Genomic DNA, 15568 nt, shown 5'->3' on the forward strand with positions numbered 1-15568 from the left:
GCCCCCCGCGGGTGGTTCCCGCGCATGGGGGCCTGTGCTTTATTGTTTTAGGATTATCCGGGGTTTGGGTGGGGGTTGGGAGGGTTCGGTGGCGGGGGGGGGTCAAAGCGCCCCCCGCCGCAACTCAGTAGACCGTGGCGCGGGCCTGCACGAAGGAATAGAAGAACACCGCATTGGGGTCGTTCTGCACCTGGGTGAACTCGGCGCGCATGCCATCCACCGTGGCCTGGTCGACCTTGCCGGCTTCCAGTAGTTGCTCGGCCGCTGACAGCAGCAGTTCTTCCCACAGCGCGAACATCACCTTGCGCCGCGCTGGTTCGCGGTTGTCCAGGTGCACGGTCTTGGTCTGCGTCTGCACATCGCGGAAGCCGCCGGCCAGCAGCAGGTTGCCGAGCTTGGCGCCGACGAACGGGTCGCCGCCGCTGTCGATCTGGAAATCGTTGAACGCCATCCAGTAGCGCCAGAGGTTGGGCGAATAGGGATCGAGCAGGAACGAGGCGTTCATCACTTCGGTGACGAATACCGGCGAGCCCGGGCTCAGTACCCGCCGCACTTCGGCCAGCGCGCGCGCGGGCGAGGGGACGTGCTCCAACACCCAGCACAGGAAGGCGCCGTCGAAGCTGCGCGGTTCGAACGGCAGGTCGGTGGCATTGGCGCGCTGGAACTCGACGCGCTCCTGCAGCCACGGCATCTGTGCCAGATGCGCGTTGGCGGCAGCCAGCTGGCGCTCGTTGAGGTCGATGCCGGTGACCCGCAGCTCGGGGAAGCGGCGCAGCAGGATCTCGCTCTGCGCACCGACGCCGCTGCCTACTTCGAGGATGTGGCGGGAGTTGCGGAAGTCGATGTCATGGAAGATCGCCGGTTCGAACAGGCGTGCCTGCTTGCGCAGCCGCTCCTGTTCGTTTGCCGAGAAGCCATGCAGGTAGGGGAAGTCGTTGAGAGTCATGGAAACAGCGTCGTGCAGTGATCCGCCCAGTATCGCCAGCCGGTGTTACCGCGGCGCATGCGTAACGGAACCCAGCATTGCGGTGCCAGCAGCAATGTCGGCAGGGCGCGGGTTTGCGGGTGCGGGCTGCATATAGCTGTTGGTTCTGAGAAGTGGCCGATCTGGAATGAGGGCTTGGTGAGCGCTTGGGCCTGGCTTGAAGGGGGCCTGTAAAGCCGCCCAGACATTTGTTCTGAAAATGAAACGAATTATTGGAAATTAAGTAATTGTTCCGAATTTGGTGGCAAATACAATGGACGCCATCAAGCAAAGACCGGCGGTGTTGCCGGGCTGCTTCCCCCTGAAGGAAACGATCATGAACAGCCAAGCCATCTCCCTGTACAAGAAGCGCCGCTCCCAGTACGCCCTCGGCAAGCAGCTGCCGATCAGCCAGGACGACACCATCCAGTTGATCAAGCAGGCAGTGCGCGAGGCGCCGTCTTCGTTCAACTCGCAGTCCACCCGCGCGCTGATCCTGTTCGGCGACCACAGCCAGAAGTTCTGGGACCTGACCAAGGAAGAGCTGCGCAAGATCGTACCGGCAGAGGCGTTTGCGGCCACCGAAGGCAAGATCAACAGCTTTGCCGCCGGCGCAGGCACGGTGCTGTATTTCACCGACACCGACGTGGTGAAGGGCCTGCAGGAGCAGTTCGCCCTGTACGCCGACAATTTCCCGGTGTGGGCGGAGCAGTCCAACGGCATGGCGCAGTTCGCGGTGTGGACCGCACTGGCCGAGGCCGGTGTCGGCGCCAGCCTGCAGCATTACAACCCGTTGGTGGACGAGGCCGTGCGCAGGCAGTGGGGCATCCATGGCAACTGGCAGCTGCGTGCACAGATGCCGTTCGGCTCGAATGAAGCCCCGTTCGGTGAAAAGACCTTCATGGAAGACGAAGCGCGCTTCAAGGTATTTGCCTGATCAAGGTATTCGGCTGAATTGCAGTGGCGCGGTTCTCTCCCCCGCGCGCCGCTGACAGTCGAACGGGCCCATCAGCGCAAGCTGGTGGGCCCTTTTTTGTGACCTGTAGTGCCGAGCCATGCTCGGCAGGGGCTTCATGCACCATCTGAAAGATCGCGTGTAACGCCTCAGCCGAGCATGGCTCGGCTCTACAGGGGCTTCCTGCGCAATCCGACAGGTCATCGGTAACACCCCAGCCGAGCATGGCTCGGCTCTACAGGGGTTTCCTGCGCAATCTGACAGATCGTCGGTAGCACCCCAGCCGAGCATGGCTCGGCTCTACAGGGGTTTCCTGCACAATCCGACAGATCGTTGGTAATGCCCCAGCCGAGCATGGCTCGGCTCTACAGGGCGTACGCGGTTTCGCCGGCTATCAGCGCATCGAAATAATCGCGGGTCAGTTGGATCTGCGCATCGGCAGTCTCGGCAGCGTTGACCACCGCGCGGAACGCGGCGTTCTCCGGGCGGTCCTTTGCGTACCAGCCCAGGTGCTTGCGGGCGATGCGCACGCCCTGCGGTTCGCCGTAGAAGGCGTGCAGGTCGTTGAGGTGGCCGAGCAGGATGTCGCGGACCTCTTCCACAGACGGCGGCGGCAGCTCCTCGCCGGTGGCCAGGTAATGAGCGATCTCACGGAAGATCCACGGCCGACCCTGTGCGGCGCGGCCCACCATCACCGCATCGGCGCCGGTCAGCTTGAGCACCTGCTCGGCCTTGCGCGGTGAGTCCACGTCGCCATTGGCCAGTACCGGGATCTTCAGCATCGCCTTGATGGCGGCGATGGTCTCGTACTCGGCAACGCCGGTGTAATGTTGGTCGCGGGTGCGGCCATGGATGGCCAGCGCGGCGATGCCGCTGTCTTCGGCGATATGCGCGATGGTCGGCGCGTTGCGTACTTCCGCGCACCAGCCGGTACGGATCTTCAGTGTCACCGGTACATCGACCGCATTGACCACGGAGTCGAGAATGCGCGCCACCAGCGCTTCGTCACGCATCAGTGCCGAGCCGGCCCAGGCGTTGCAGACCTTCTTGGCCGGGCAGCCCATGTTGATGTCGATGATCTGTGCGCCGTGGTCGACGTTGTAGCGCGCCGCCTCGGCCAGCTGCTGCGGCTCGGTGCCGGCGATCTGCACGCTGATCGGTGCTGGCTCGCCAGCATGGTCCATGCGATGGATGGACTTGCGGGTGGTCCAGAAGCGCGGGTCGCTGATGGTCATTTCCGAGGCGGCCAGACCTGCACCGAGCCGCTTGCACAGCTGGCGGAATGGCTTGTCGGTGACGCCGGCCATGGGCGCGAGCACCACGTTGGGTGCAATGGTGTAGGGGCCGATCTGCATGGGGCTAGTGTAAGGCTGCGGGTCGCAACCCGCGCTGTGTGGAGATGTGGGAGCGGCGTAAGCCGCGAAGCTGGCAATGCGTGAAAGGCTAAAGAGCCAACCCCTCCCCAACCCTCTCCTTGCCTAAGGCAAAGGAAGGGAGCAACGGCGCGAAACCGGGAGTGCGTGAAAGGCCCAAGAGCTCACCCCTCCCCAACCCTCCCCTGCTGCGCAAGGGAGGGGGCAAAGCCATAGGCTCAGACGTCGGCCGGGGTCATCCGCGGCATCGCCAGCGCGGCGCCTTCGTTCTCGGTGGAGCGGGCGGCGTATTGGTTGGCGAAGCGCACGTGCTTGATGAAGGCAGCGTCCGGTGCGGCCGCCAGCGAGGCGGCGAGGGCGCCGTTGAATGCGTCGCCGGCACCGGTGGTGTCCACCACCTGCACCGACTCGGCAGCTACCCGGTAGTACGGCTGGCTATCGCTGCGCAGCTTGTCCTCATCGTGCGAAACGAACACGCCAACCGCACCCAGCGTCACCACCACGGTGTTGCTGGACAGCTTGCGGCACAGGGCGTGCAGGCTGGCACCGTCAAGGGCGGCGACGTCATCGGCCTCGATGCGTTCGCCGACATGGCGGCCGAGCAGGGCGGCAAACTCGGTTTCGTTGGGGGTCAGCACATCGGCCAGCTTGAGCAGGCTGATGGTGGACGGGGCATTGGCCGGGGCGGCGTTGAGCATGGTCAGTACGCCGGCCTCGCGGGCCTGCGCCAACGCGGCTTCGATCGTTTCCACCGGCGATTCCAACTGGGCCAGCAACACCTTGGCATCACCGATCAGGGCGGCGTTGGCGGCAACGAAGTCCGTGCTCAGCGAGGCGTTGGCACCGGCGCCGATCACGATCGAGTTGCGGCCACGGCCATCGACGTAGATGCCAGCGGTGCCGGTCGGCTCGGCGGTGGCTTCGGCCACCAGCGTGATGCCGTCGGCGCTGGCCAGCTGGCGGGCGAGGTCGCCGCCAGCATCGGCGCCGAGCGCGCAGACGAAGCTGGTGTCGGCACCAGCGCGGCGTGCCGCGACGGCCTGGTTGAAGCCCTTGCCACCGGGACCGGTGCTGTAACGGCCAGCAATGGTCGCTCCCGGCGCGGGCAGGGCATCGCAGCGCCAGACGTGATCGACATTGAAGGAACCGGCAACGACTACAGAACTCATGGAATCTTTGTCTCTAAGGTGGCGATGAAACAGCAGCTGCGATGGCTTGGCCATCTGACTCGGCCGCTTTGTAGCGGCCGAGCCGTATCAGCTGGATTGAATCAACTGAAGTGGGTCAGCACGCCGGCAATGGTGGCGGTCATCAAGGTGGCGATGGTGCCGCCCAGAACCGCACGCAGGCCGAACTTTGCCAGGTCCTGGCGACGGTCCGGGGCCAGCCCGCCGATGCCGCCGATCTGGATGGCGATCGAGCTGAAGTTGGCGAAGCCACACAGGGCGTAGGTCGCGATCAGGCGGCCTTCTTCGCTCAAGGTGGTGCCAGGAACGTTGCCCTGGATGATCTGCGACAGGTCCATGTAGGCGACAAATTCGTTGATCACGACCTTCTGGCCAATCAGCGAACCCACGGTGGTGGCGTCAGCCCACGGCGTGCCGATCACCCAGGCGATCGGTGCCAGCACGTAGCCGAAGATGGTGGCCAGGTTGGTCGGCTTGCCGATGGCGGCGGCCAGGCCGGTGACGTCACCGATCCAGGTCAGTGGCGCATTGAGCAGGGCGATCAGGGCGATGAAGGCCAGCAGCATGGCGCCGATGTTCAGTGCCAGGCGCAGACCGTCGCCAGCGCCGGCTGCGGCAGCGTCGATGATGTTGGACGAGGTCTTTTCCACTTCCATCTTGACCGTGCCACGGGTCAGCGGGGTGCCGGTCTCCGGCACCAGCAGCTTGGCGACCACCAGCGTGGCCGGTGCGGCCATGATCGAGGCGGCCAGCAGATGCTTGGCGTAGAAGGCCTGCGAGGCCGGATCACCACCACCGAGCATGCCGACATAGGCAGCCAATACGCCGCCAGCGATATGCGCCATGCCGCCGATCATCATGGTGATCAGCTCGGACTGGGTCATCTTGGAGATGTAGGGGCGCACGGTCAGCGGCGCCTCGGTCTGGCCGATGAAGACGCTGGCGCAGACGCTGGTGGTTTCCGCGCCGGACACGCGCATCACCTTGGTGATGGCCGCAGCCATGACCCGCACGATGGCCTGCATCACGCCCAGGTGGTACATCACGCCCATCAGCGCCGAGAAGAAGATGATGGTCGGCAGCACCTGGAAGGCGAAGATGAAGCCGTACTTGGGCACATCCATCAGGCTGCCGAAGATGAAGTTCGAGCCTTCATTGACGAAGCTCAGGATCTTGACGAAGCCCTTGCCCAGCCAGTCGAACACGTCGCGACCGCCTGGAACCAGCAGCACCAGCGCCGCAAACGCGATCTGCAGGGTGATGCCGGTGGCAACCAGCTTCCAGTCAACGGCTTTCTTGTTATTGGAAAAGAGCCAGGTGATGCCCAAAAGCACCGCCAGGCCGAACAGGCCGAAGCCGATTCTGCCCAAACCTTCGAACATGAGTAATCCCCGGGCGTGCCCGCAAAAGACGCAAGCCTAGAGCAGCGGCTGATGCCGGGCAAGAATATCTCCGGCATAAGCCGGTATTTGCTGGGATTGCGCCGGTATCGGCAAGGTCCGCAGGGCGGTCCGGTGCGCAGCCGGGGTTACACTTGTGGCCTGTCTGCGCGGATGCCGCGCACCGTCCCCTAGTTGGAGCCAGCCATGCAATACCGTCGTCTCGGGTCGTCCGGCCTGCAGCTGTCCGCCCTGTCATTTGGTGCCTGGGTGACCTTTGGCAGCCAGATCGGGCGCGACGAATCGCGCAACCTGATTGCCTGCGCCTGGGACAACGGGGTCAATTTCTTCGACAACGCCGAGGTCTATGCCAAGGGCCGCGCCGAGGAGGTGATGGGGGATGTGATCGCCGACCTGCGCCTGCCGCGGGATGGCTTCTGCGTATCGTCCAAGGTGTTCTTTGGCGCGGTCGATGAGCCGGCGCCGACCCAGCGCGGGCTCTCGCGCAAGCATGTCACCGATGCCTGCCACGCCGCGCTCAAGCGCCTGCGGGTGGACTATCTGGACCTGTATTACTGCCACCGACCCGACGCGGAGACCCCGATCAGCGAAACCGTGCTGGCGATGGACAACCTGATCCGCCAGGGCAAGGTGCTGTACTGGGGTACCTCGGAGTGGTCGGGCGCGCAGATTGCCGAGGCGGTGGCGTTTGCCCGCGCCAACCATCTATATGCGCCGAGCATGGAGCAGCCGCAGTACAACCTGCTGCACCGTGCCCGTGTGGAGCAGGAGTACGCGCCGCTGTATGCTGATGCCGGGTTGGGCACCACCATCTGGTCGCCGCTGGCTTCTGGCCTGTTGACCGGCAAGTACAACGACGGCATCGCCGAGGATTCGCGCCTGGGGCAGACCACGCTGGGCTGGTTGCAGGCCTCGGTGCTGGGCGAGCCGGCCGATGACCGTCTGGGCAAAGTGCGTCGTTTCACCGCCTTGGCCGCGGAGCTGGGCGAGGCGCCGGCGCAGCTGGCGATTGCCTGGTGCCTGCGCAACCCGCAGGTGTCCAGCGTGATCCTCGGTGCGAGCCGGGTGTCGCAGCTGGAAGAGAACCTACGCGCGCTGGACGTGCTGGGCAGGGTGGAAGAGGGCGCCTGGCAGAAGATCGAGGCGATCTTCGCCTGATAGTGGAGGTGTAGTGCCGAGCCATGCTCGGCAACGCCCTGCCAGAGGCTTTCAGTCCCATGTATGTGGGATTTGTGGGAGCGGCGTAAGCCGCGAAGCCACAGCTCTGTCAGCTTGCGGGCATGTTGGTAGCTTCATTGCTGCCTGCTTCGCGGCTTACGCCGCTCCCACAAGTGTGATGCTGGGCCGGTGAGGTCCCTGCCGAGCATGGCTCGGCACTACAAGGAGTCGGGCTTTTGTAGGAGCGGCGTTAGCCGCGAAGCTACAGATTTGTCAGGTTGCAGGCAGGTTGATGGCCTCGGCAGTGCCAGCTTCGCGGCTTACGCCGCTCCCACAAGCGTTGATGGTGGGCCGGTGAGGCCCTTGCCGAGCATGGCTCGGCACTACCGGTGGAGCGGGCGGATGGTCCAGCCGGGCGCCGGATTTCAAAGTTGTTGTAAATAGTTCTTGCATCGTTATTGAGAATCATTATCATCAACTCCGTCCCCAGCACGGAATCACGATGATGTCGGCCCAGCCCGTTATGCTTCGCCCCCGCACCCTCCACCTGCCGCAGCGCCCGGTTCAGTTGTTGCCGGTCGATGGCGTTGTCGATAGCGGTGCCCTGCTCAAGGGTCAGCGCGAGATCGTGATCCAGCACGGCGATAAGTTTTACCGCCTGCGGCACACCAGCAACGACAAGCTGATCCTCACCAAATAAGTCGCTGCACGGCTGCGTTCGCCGTAAGCCAGCGTTGCCACGCTTGGCTCCCAGGAACGCAAGGCTCTCTCCCCCCTTGACTGCAGTCTGGTTGCTCCGGCAACCGGGCTGTCTGTCAGGGGTTTTGTCCACTCCAAGATTCCAGGCTTCCATGATCCGTCCAACTGTCTTGAGTGCCGCCCTGTGGGCGGTGCTGTCTCCCGCGCGTGCAGAGAACGTCGCCGCGCCTGCGGTGCATGAATTCGACCGCGTCCAGGTCACCGCTACCCGTACCGAGCGTGCTGTCAGTGACGTCGCCGCCACGGTCGATGTGATTGATCGCGAGCAGCTGGACAAGCAGTTGGCCAACGATATTTCCGACCTGGTGCGTTACGAGCCGGGCGTGTCGGTGACCCGCAGCGCTACCCGTTTCGGCCTGGGTGGTTTCCGTATCCGCGGCCTGGACGCCAATCGCGTGCTGATCCAGACCGATGGCATCGCCATGCCGAAGAGCTTCACTATCGGCAGCTTCGCCAACAGCAACCGCAACTTCACCGATCTGGAAACGCTCAAGCGCGTTGAAATCGTGCGCGGCCCGGCCAGTTCGCTGTATGGCTCCGACGCGCTTGGTGGCGTGGTGGCCTTCGTCACCAAGGATCCGGTGGACTACCTGAAGGATGGCAAGGACAGCCATGTCGGCCTGAAGTTCGGCTATGACGGCGAGTGGAAAGGCTTGTTGGCCGGTGCCACTGCAGCGTGGGGCGGTGAGCGTTGGAGCGGCATGGTCAACGTCAATCATCACCAGGGCCAGGAGACGGTCAACAAGGGTGACGTGCGCAGCAAGGACTACACCCGCACCGCGCCGAACCCGCAGGATCGCGATGGCCGCAGCGTGCTGGCCAAGCTGGTCTACGCGCCGGACGAAAGCCAGCGCTTCCGCCTGACGGTGGAAGGCAACGAGGACAGCACCGATACCGACGTGCTTTCTTCGGTCAACGACAAGCATCCGGTAGCGGCCTCGCGCACCACCACCAGCATGAAGGCACACGACACCCAGAATCGTACGCGCCTGTCGTTCGCCCATGAGATGGATGCGCTGGATGCTGCGTTTGCCGACAGCATGAACTGGCAGATCTATCGCCAGAACAGCGAAACCAAGCAGGTCACCGACGAAGGCCGTACCAATGGCAGCCGCCGTCATCGCGCCTTCCATTTCGATCAGTTGGTGTACGGCGCGCAGCTGCAGTTCAACAAGGCCTTGCAGACCGGTTCGGTCGAGCACGCGCTGACCTGGGGCTTCGATGGCGCCCAGACCGACATCCGCCAGAAGCGCGATGGCTACCAGGTGCTGGCCAACGGCACGGTCAGCTCCAACATCTCGCCGGACAACTTCCCAGTGCGCGATTTCCCGATCAGCAAGACCACCGAACTCGGCCTGTACCTGCAGGACGAGATGCGCCTGGCCGACGGCCGCCTGTCGGTGGTGCCCGGCGTGCGCGTTGACCATTACCGGCTCAAGCCCGAGCTCGATGCGATTTTCAGGGAAGACAACCCGGACATGGCGGTAGCCTCGCTGACCAAGACCAGCGTATCGCCGAAGCTGGGCGTGGTGTGGCGCTTCGATGACCAGTGGTCGGTGTTTGCTGGCTATGCGCATGGTTTCCGCTCGCCGCCTTACAACGATGTCAATCTGGGTTTCACCAATCTGACCTTTAATTACACCGCCATCCCCAATCCGGACCTGAAGCCGGAAACCAGCAATGGTGTGGAGCTGGGCGTGCGCTATGTCAGCCCGGTCGCTTACATGAGCGTCAGCGGCTACTGGAACGACTACCGCGACTTCATCGAATCGCAGCGCTATGTCGGCGTCAATGCACAGGGCCTGATGGTGTTCCAGTCGCAGAACATCGCCGATGCGCGCATCTATGGTGCCGAGCTGAAGGCTGGTGTCGATTTCGGCCAGGTCAGTGATGCGTTGAAGGGCTGGGGGCTGCGCGGCGCGGTGGCATGGGCGCATGGGCAGAACCGTACTGAAGACACGCCGCTGGATTCGGTGGATCCGCTGCGCGGTACGCTCGGTCTGATGTACGACCGCGATGACTGGGGCGTTGAGCTGGCCGGCACGTTTGCGCGCCGCAAGGATCGCGTTGCAGTGGCCACGGCGTACCGTCCGGCCGGTTACGGCGTGATGGACCTGATGGCGCATTGGGACTTCGCACCGGGTGCCAAGTTCAATGTCGGCGTGTTCAACCTGACCGATCGCAACTACATCGACTGGTCCAGCATCACCTCGACGCTGGCCGGCAGCAGCACCGTGATTGATCGCTTCAGTAACCCGGGCCGCACCGTTTCGGCCAGCGTCTCGGTGTCCTGGTAAGCAACGACGTTAGCGGTTCCTCCAGGAGCCGGCGAGGGAACGCATCGTGGCCACGGATGGCCATCCCTTCCATTCGCACAAGGAAAACCCATGAAACTGCTTTCCGCCAGCCTGCCGCTGCTGTTTTTCGTCAGCACCGCTGCCAGCGCCGCCACTGCCGATATCGCCCGTGACCACGACAGCATCCTGAAGATGCAGGGTGAGTACACGGTGGACTTCGCCTTCGATGAAACCGTGCTGCTCAAGCCCGGTTACGAACGTGCGTCGGCGATGCGCAGCGGTGGTGACGAAGTGGTGATCGTGGTTGAAGACACACCGCAGCGCATCGTGCTGCAGCATCTGTTGGTGGATACCAAGAGCGGCCATGTCACCAAGCATTGGCGCCAGGACTGGGTCTACGAAGCGCCGCAGCGTTTCGAGTTCACCGCCGACCAGACCTGGACGGTGCGCGCGATTCCGGAGGCACTCAACAAGGGCGCCTGGACGCAGTGCGTCTACGAAGTCAGCGACGCACCGCGTTATTGCGGTACCGGTCGCTGGAGCTACAACAACAATGTGCCGACCTGGACCAGTGACCTGAGCTGGCGCCCGTTGCCGCGCCGCGAATACACCAAGCGCAGCGACTACAACGCGCTGGCGGTGGTGAACCAGCACACGCTGACCCCGAACGGCTGGACCCACGAGCAGTTCAACACCAAGGTGCAGCGCAATGCGGACGGCAGCCAGGTGGAGATCGCGCGCGAGTTCGGTTTCAACGACTACATCAAGACCACCGAAGTGGACTTCACTCCGGCGCGGACCTACTGGGCTGCCACCGCACCGTTCTGGGCGCAGGTACGCCAGCGCTGGGATGGCTTCCTCGGCAAGGCACCGGGCGTGCACTTGAAGACCAAGCTTGATGGCATGGCGATGATCATGCCGCTGTTCCAGCAGGCCGAGGAAATCCAGGGTGGCGCGGCGTTGGATACCGGCAAGATCGATGCGGTGTTCGCCAAGTACGTGGAAGCGGCCAGGTAAGTTGGCCTTGCCTGGCCTTTTTGATCTTGTGGGAGTGGCGTAAGCCGCGAAGCTGCTGCAGCATCAGGGCTAAGAGCCACCCCTCCCCAACCCTCCCCTTGGCTTCGCCAAAGGGAGGGAGCAGGGCGGCCCAGCGAGGACACGGTGGTAGGAGCAGCGTCAGCCGCGAAGCCGGTGCAGCTGTGATTGCGGGGCTGTCCGCAATCCGAAGGATGGCCTGCTACGTGGCTGACGCCGCTCCCACATCAGTCATGCTGACACGCTCTGGGCCTATTCCTTGAACATCAACAGCGCGGCCAGCAGGATCAGCGCGAACGCCGCCCAGTGGTTCCACTTCAGTGGCTGCCCCAGGTAGGTGGCGGAAAACACCGCGAAAACCACCAGGGTGATCACTTCCTGCATGCCCTTGAGCTGCGGCGCCGAGTACACCGCGCTGCCCATGCGGTTGCCAGGCACCTGCAGGCAGTATTCGAAGAAGGCAATCCCCCAGGCGACCAGGATCACCGTCATCAACGGTGCGGTCTTGAACTTCAGGTGGCCATACCAGGCGATGGTCATGAATACGTTGCTGGCAACCAGCAACAGTACCGGGTAGAGGTAGGCGGTAAAGGAGGGGGCGGCCATATCCAGTTTCATCAAGACGGGTCGCTAGCATAGGGTGCCGGCGGGCAAGGGCTCGTCCTCGCCGGACTGGTTTCAAGTGATATCAATGGCGGCGTAAAGCCGTCTTCACACGGAGTCCACCAGGAGTACGGCATCTTTCACAAAGCTGAAGACTAAGGAGGCTCCATGCGACAGACCAAGGAATCGTCCGGGCTGGTACTGGTTGTCGAAGACAACCGCAACATCTCCGAGATGATTGGCGAATATCTGGAAGGCAAGGGTTTCGAGGTGGACTACGCAGCCGATGGCCTGGACGGCTACCGGTTGGCCGCTGAGAACAGTTACGACGTGGTGGTGCTCGATCTGATGCTGCCGCGACTGGACGGCATCGAGGTGTGCCGTCGCCTGCGTAATGAAGCACGCAAGTCCACGCCGGTGCTGATGCTGACCGCACGCGACACGTTGGACGACAAGCTCACTGGCTTGGGCTACGGCGCTGACGATTACCTGACCAAACCATTCGCGATCCAGGAACTGGAGGCACGCCTGCGTGCGCTGATCCGCCGCGAGCGTCGCCAGGTGGGTGCCGAGGTGCTGAAGGTCGCCGACCTGGTGCTGGACCCGGTCAGCATGCGTGCCACCCGCGCTGGCAGCGAGCTGCAGTTGTCGCCGATTGGCCTGCGCCTGCTCACCATCCTGATGCGCGAATCACCGCGCGTGGTGACCCGCCAGGAAATCGAGCGCGAGATCTGGGGCAATGGCCTACCCGACTCGGACACCTTGCGCAGCCATCTGTACAACCTGCGCAAGATCATCGACAAGCCGTTTGACCGACCCCTGCTGCACACCGTGCAGAGTGCCGGTTACCGGATTGCCGACATCGGCCAGTCCATGGGCTGATCTGCAGGGGCGTGTACTGGCACCTGTGGTTTGAAGAACCGCCGCAGAACATGAGTCGCGGCGGTTTTTTTTCAGCCAGCTGATTCTGCGGCGGAGCCAGTCCATTCCCTATAATCACGCGTGCTTCTAGGGGGGGCGCATGTCGTACGGGTTACCGCGGAAGATCAGAATAGCCTTCATCCTGCAGGCGCTGCTGGCGAGTCTGGCGGTGCTGCTTGGCGGCTATCTGATGGCGCTGGTGGTCAAGTACGGCCTGATCAACGCAGTCCTGCAGAGTGAGGCGCAGTACTACTGGCAGCAAAGCGCGCAGGTGGCAGAGCTGGCGCCACCCAATACGCTGCGCATCCGTGGCTACCTGCAGCCGGCAGGGCATTCCGACACGGGTGTGCCCGCGCAGCTGCGCGCACTGGCGCCGGGGTTTCATGAGCTGGAGTCGTCCGACCAGCTGGTGCTGGTGGACCAGCAGCCGGAGGGGCGGCTGTACCTGGTGTTCCAGCGTTCGATCGCGCACCGCGCGGCGGTATGGGCAGGGGTGTTGTTGATCCTGCTGGCCATCCATGCCTCGTCGTGGCTCACCTATCGGGCCTCGGCGCGGCTGGTTGCACCGGTGAGCTGGTTGGCGCGACGGGTGTCGCTATGGGATCCACGCCACCCCGATGCGAAGGAGCTGGCACCGGAGCGCTTGCCGCCGGAGGTGCAGGGCGAGACCCGGCAATTGGCGCTGGCCCTGCATGACATGGCTGGCAAGGTTGGCGATCACGTGGCCCGCGAGCGCAACTTCACCCGTGATGCCAGTCATGAGCTGCGCACCCCGCTGACCGTGATCCGCATGGCCAGCGACATGGCCTTGGCCGATTCCGGGCTTACCCCGCGCCTGCAGCGCAGCCTGCAGCGCATCCAGCGTGCCGGCCGCGATATGGAGGCGGTGATCGATGCCTTCCTGCTGCTGGCCCGCGAGGTGGACGTGGAGCCGCAGTCGGAGCTGTTCGATGTCGGCGAAGTGGTGCGCTACGAGGCCGCCAACGTTGAGGAGCTGTTGCAGGGCAAGCAGGTCCAGCTGCGGGTGCTGGTGGAAGGCAACCAGATGCTGCTGGCGCCGCCACGGGTGATGCATGTGGTGGTGGCCAATCTGTTGCGCAATGCCTGTCTCTACACCGACGTGGGCGAGGTCGAGGTGCGGGTGATGCCGGGCCAGGTGGTTGTCCGCGACACCGGCATCGGCATGAGCAGTGAAGCGCTTGCGCGGGTCTTCGACCCCTTCTTCCGGGCCGACGGCGGCCGCCAGCTGGGTGTAGGGTTGGGCCTGCCGATCGTGCGTCGGCTGTGTGAGCGCTGCGGCTGGCAGATCGAGATCGACAGCCGTGAGGGGCAGGGCACCACCGTGACCCTGCTCTATCGCTGAGATGGGGCTTGGCGGCTGCCTCGGTAAGCAAGGGGCAGATGTGGCAAAATTGACGGCTAATCTCACGCTACCGGTGTCATCCCCATGAGCGGTTGTTCAGCCTTCAAGGTTCTGCCCGGCCGCACTGCGGCAACTGGCAAGGTGTCGCATGGCTGACCAGATCGGGCACCTGCCGCGCGGCCCTGGACGCATTCTCAAGGCCGCCAAGTGGTCCTGGCAGGGGCTTTGCGCTGCCTGGATGCACGAGTCCTCGTTCCGGCTGGAGGTCTGCCTGTTCGTGGTGCTGGCGCCGTTGGCGTTGTGGCTGGGCCAGAGCCCGGTCGAACAGGTGCTGATGATCGGCTCGATGCTGCTGGTGATCGCCATGGAGCTGGCCAACTCGGCCATCGAGGCGGTGATCGAACGCTACGGCCCGGAGTACCACGTGCTGGCGGGCCGCGCCAAGGACATGGGCTCGGCGGCGGTATTCGTGCTGATGATGAACGTGCTGCTGTGCTGGGGCCTGATCCTGCTGCCGCGCGTTTTCTGACAAGTCAGCCGCCGGGCGGCGCTGACGCAATGGTTTTATTGAAGGATTGTTCACATGTCTCTTGAGTTTCTAGCCGACCCGAATGTATGGGTCACCCTGTTCATGCTCAGCGCACTGGAAATCGTGCTCGGTATCGACAACCTGGTCTTCATCTCCATCGCGGTCGGGCGCCTGCCCGAACACAAGCGCCCGCTGGCGCGCCGCGTGGGTATCGCGGTGGCCTGCATCACCCGCATCCTGCTGCTGATCTCGCTGGCCTATCTGGCACATATGGAGAGCAACCTGTTCAACGTGGCCGGCATGGGTATCTCCATCCGCGACCTGGTGTTGATCGTGGGTGGCCTGTTCCTGCTCTACAAGGGCGGCAAGGAAATCCGTGAGCTGGTCACCGGTGGCGAAGATGAAGACCCGACCACGACCAAGGTGGCATCGTCGTTCGGCATGGTGATCGCGCAGATCGCGGTGATCGACATCGTGTTCTCGCTGGATTCGGTGATCACCGCCGTTGGCATCGCCTCGCACGTTCCGGTGATGGTCTGCGCGGTGCTGTTGTCGGTAGCGGTGATGCTGCTGGCAGCCAACCCGCTGGGCCGTTTCATCGACGCCAACCCGACCGTGAAGCTGCTGGCGCTGGCCTTCATCCTGATGGTGGGTGCGGTGCTGGTGCTGGATGGCCTGGACGTGCACGTACCCAAGCCCTACATCTATGCGGCGATGGGTTTCTCGATCCTGGTGGAGTGGCTGAACCTGCTGATGCGCCGCAACGCCAAGGCCCACCACGTGCCGGGTTCGGACAACTGGTAAGCGCCTGATCGGCCGGCATCGCCGGCCGGCAACAGGACCCAAAGGGCCGGCACTGCCGGCCCTTTGCTTTTTTTTGTGGGAGCGGGGGGGCGCCCCGCGCCCGCGCCGGGGGGGGGGGGGGGGGGGGGGGGAGGCGGCCATGGGGCGCCGCCCCCACAACCCTCAGTGTGTGGTGGGGCGGGGGGGGGCGGCGGGGGGGGGGCGGGGGGGGGGGGGGGGG

14 protein-coding genes are annotated in these 15568 nt (G+C 63.9%); 9 read left to right on the plus strand and 5 right to left on the minus strand.

Annotated features, from left to right (window positions below):
• Positions 1–124: 124 nt before the first annotated feature.
• Positions 125–946 (minus strand): methyltransferase domain-containing protein, encoded by an 822-nt coding sequence (locus tag AC1VWL_RS17595; protein ID WP_296247192.1) that lies wholly within the window; start codon positions 944–946, stop codon positions 125–127.
• 355 nt (positions 947–1301) lie between these two features.
• Here AC1VWL_RS17595 and AC1VWL_RS17600 point away from each other — a divergent pair, with 355 nt between their 5' ends.
• Complete coding sequence (locus AC1VWL_RS17600) at positions 1302–1901, plus strand: nitroreductase family protein (protein ID WP_282269930.1); 600 nt, start codon at positions 1302–1304, stop codon at positions 1899–1901.
• 383 nt (positions 1902–2284) lie between these two features.
• On the opposite strand, the gene dusB is transcribed toward AC1VWL_RS17600, so the two are convergent.
• From dusB to AC1VWL_RS17615, 3 genes are all read right to left on the minus strand, one after another.
• Positions 2285–3274: a tRNA dihydrouridine synthase DusB gene (gene dusB / locus AC1VWL_RS17605; protein ID WP_482987542.1), complete on the minus strand. Its 990-nt coding sequence runs from the start codon at positions 3272–3274 to the stop codon at positions 2285–2287.
• A 236-nt stretch (positions 3275–3510) separates the two neighbouring features.
• Positions 3511–4461, minus strand: coding sequence for a ribokinase (locus AC1VWL_RS17610; protein ID WP_481534164.1), 951 nt, complete (start codon positions 4459–4461; stop codon positions 3511–3513).
• A gap of 101 nt (positions 4462–4562) precedes the next feature.
• Positions 4563–5861 carry a NupC/NupG family nucleoside CNT transporter gene (locus tag AC1VWL_RS17615; protein WP_282269936.1) on the minus strand — a complete coding sequence of 433 codons (1299 nt, stop codon included), beginning with the start codon at positions 5859–5861 and terminating at the stop codon, positions 4563–4565.
• Between the two features lie 204 nt (positions 5862–6065).
• Here AC1VWL_RS17615 and AC1VWL_RS17620 point away from each other — a divergent pair, with 204 nt between their 5' ends.
• The 4 genes from AC1VWL_RS17620 to AC1VWL_RS17635 all read left to right on the plus strand — a co-directional run bounded on the left by AC1VWL_RS17620 (position 6066) and on the right by AC1VWL_RS17635 (position 11110).
• The gene (locus AC1VWL_RS17620; RefSeq protein ID WP_482987543.1) at positions 6066–7037 is read left to right on the plus strand and encodes a potassium channel beta subunit family protein; all 972 of its coding nucleotides are present in this window, start codon (positions 6066–6068) and stop codon (positions 7035–7037) included.
• Between the two features lie 505 nt (positions 7038–7542).
• A complete protein-coding gene (gene hemP / locus AC1VWL_RS17625; RefSeq protein WP_282273037.1) occupies positions 7543–7737 on the plus strand; it encodes a hemin uptake protein HemP in 195 nt (64 codons plus the stop codon).
• 151 nt (positions 7738–7888) lie between these two features.
• The gene (locus AC1VWL_RS17630; protein ID WP_482987544.1) at positions 7889–10093 is read left to right on the plus strand and encodes a TonB-dependent hemoglobin/transferrin/lactoferrin family receptor; all 2205 of its coding nucleotides are present in this window, start codon (positions 7889–7891) and stop codon (positions 10091–10093) included.
• A gap of 90 nt (positions 10094–10183) precedes the next feature.
• Positions 10184–11110: a DUF6607 family protein gene (locus tag AC1VWL_RS17635; protein WP_482987545.1), complete on the plus strand. Its 927-nt coding sequence runs from the start codon at positions 10184–10186 to the stop codon at positions 11108–11110.
• Positions 11111–11380: 270 nt separating this feature from the next.
• On the opposite strand, the gene AC1VWL_RS17640 is transcribed toward AC1VWL_RS17635, so the two are convergent.
• Positions 11381–11734, minus strand: a complete 354-nt coding sequence (locus tag AC1VWL_RS17640; RefSeq protein WP_482987546.1) for a DMT family protein — start codon at positions 11732–11734, stop codon at positions 11381–11383.
• 165 nt (positions 11735–11899) lie between these two features.
• Here AC1VWL_RS17640 and AC1VWL_RS17645 point away from each other — a divergent pair, with 165 nt between their 5' ends.
• The 4 genes from AC1VWL_RS17645 to AC1VWL_RS17660 all read left to right on the plus strand — a co-directional run bounded on the left by AC1VWL_RS17645 (position 11900) and on the right by AC1VWL_RS17660 (position 15348).
• Complete coding sequence (locus AC1VWL_RS17645) at positions 11900–12613, plus strand: response regulator transcription factor (protein WP_057630720.1); 714 nt, start codon at positions 11900–11902, stop codon at positions 12611–12613.
• A 139-nt stretch (positions 12614–12752) separates the two neighbouring features.
• The gene (locus tag AC1VWL_RS17650) at positions 12753–14015 is read left to right on the plus strand and encodes a sensor histidine kinase (protein WP_482987547.1); all 1263 of its coding nucleotides are present in this window, start codon (positions 12753–12755) and stop codon (positions 14013–14015) included.
• A 148-nt stretch (positions 14016–14163) separates the two neighbouring features.
• Complete coding sequence (locus tag AC1VWL_RS17655) at positions 14164–14544, plus strand: diacylglycerol kinase (protein ID WP_282273051.1); 381 nt, start codon at positions 14164–14166, stop codon at positions 14542–14544.
• Positions 14545–14598: 54 nt separating this feature from the next.
• Positions 14599–15348, plus strand: coding sequence for a TerC family protein (locus AC1VWL_RS17660; RefSeq protein ID WP_282273053.1), 750 nt, complete (start codon positions 14599–14601; stop codon positions 15346–15348).
• The last annotated feature ends 220 nt before the right edge of the window (positions 15349–15568 follow it).

The organism is Stenotrophomonas sp. STEN063 (assembly GCF_056854515.1).